Raw genomic sequence first — 1,538 nt, 5'->3', positions numbered from 1 at the left:
GAAGCGCTGCGCCTGAAAGAGGCTGGCAAGGCTTCCGAAGTTGTCGTCGTGTCCATCGGTCCGGCCAAGGCCGAGGAAACCTTGCGCACCGCGCTCGCCATGGGTGCAGACCGTGCCATTCTGGTGGAAACCGACGATGTGGTAGAGCCTCTGGCCGTCGCCAAGATCATCAAAGGCGTTGCGCAAACCGAGCAGCCCGGCCTGATCATCGTCGGCAAGCAGGCCATTGACGACGACAGCAACCAGACCGGACAGATGCTGTCGGCACTTTTGGGCTGGAGCCAGGGCACGTTTGCCTCCAAGGTGGAACTGACCGATACCCATGCGACCGTCACCCGCGAAGTGGACGGGGGCGCACAGACCGTCTCGCTGACGCTGCCCGCAGTGGTGACCACCGATCTGCGCCTCAACGAGCCGCGCTACGCCTCGCTGCCCAACATCATGAAGGCCAAGAAGAAGCCGCTCGACAAAAAGACCCCGGCCGATTTTGGTGTCGATACCACGCCACGGCTGAAAGTGTTGAAGACGGAGGAACCGGGCGGCCGCAAGGCTGGCGTCAAGGTCTCGACGGTAGCTGAACTGGTCGACAAGCTGCGCAACGAAGCTGGCGTCATCTGAGATTTGGGAAAGGACATACCAATGGCAATTCTTCTTCTGGCCGATCACGATAATGCCAGCCTTTCCGACCAGACGGCAAAGGCGCTGACCGCAGCCACACAGATGGGCGGCGATGTGCATGTGCTGGTGGCAGGCAAGGGCGCTGAGGCTGTGGCCACGGCAGCTGCCAAACTTTCCGGCGTCACGAAGGTTCTGCTAGCCGATAGCGACGATCTCGCCAACCAGTTGGCCGAGCCGCTGGCGGCTCTGATCGTTTCGCTGGCGGGTAGCTACGATACCGTTCTCGCACCGGCGACATCGACGGCCAAGAATGTGATGCCGCGCGTAGCGGCTCTTCTCGACGTGGCACAGATTTCCGAAATCACCGCCGTTGTCAGCGCGGATACCTTCCAGCGCCCGATCTATGCTGGCAACGCCATCCAGACCGTTCAAACGACAGATGCCAAGACGGTCATCACCGTGCGCACGGCGTCCTTTGCTTCGGCTGGCGAAGGCGGCTCGGCCTCGGTAGAGACCGTCTCGGCTGCGACCAATCCCGGCCTGTCCACATTTGTCAGCGATGAACTGTCCACCTCCGACCGCCCTGAACTGACCTCGGCCAAGATCATCGTTTCCGGTGGTCGTGCGTTGGGCTCATCGGAAAAGTTCAACGAGGTTCTGCTACCGCTTGCCGACAAGCTCGGTGCTGCCATCGGTGCATCCCGCGCGGCTGTGGACGCAGGCTACGCGCCCAATGATTGGCAGGTGGGCCAGACCGGCAAGGTCGTGGCACCCCAGCTTTACATCGCCTGCGGCATTTCCGGTGCTATCCAGCATCTGGCGGGCATGAAGGACTCCAAGGTCATCGTCGCCATCAACAAGGACGAGGAAGCGCCGATCTTTCAGGTCGCCGATTACGGCCTTGTCGGGGATATCTTTGA

Annotated in this window: 2 protein-coding genes; both read left to right on the top strand. The window is 61.4% G+C overall.

The genetic code is table 11. The annotated features are described in order from the left end of the window. On the top strand, nt 1-618 hold a 618-nt coding region (locus IFT84_RS21225; protein ID WP_192122602.1), incomplete at its 5' end, for an electron transfer flavoprotein subunit beta/FixA family protein. 21 nt (nt 619-639) lie between these two features. Further along, nucleotides 640-1,538 (top strand): electron transfer flavoprotein subunit alpha/FixB family protein (locus IFT84_RS21220; protein WP_192122601.1); only part of this gene is annotated, 899 nt, incomplete at its 3' end.

Source organism: Rhizobium sp. CFBP 8762 (assembly GCF_014841565.1).
In the GTDB taxonomy this organism is placed as follows: Bacteria; Pseudomonadota; Alphaproteobacteria; order Rhizobiales; family Rhizobiaceae; genus CFBP-8762.
Note: the sequence above shows the minus strand (reverse complement) of the source record. Positions and strands in the feature narration are given on the sequence as shown.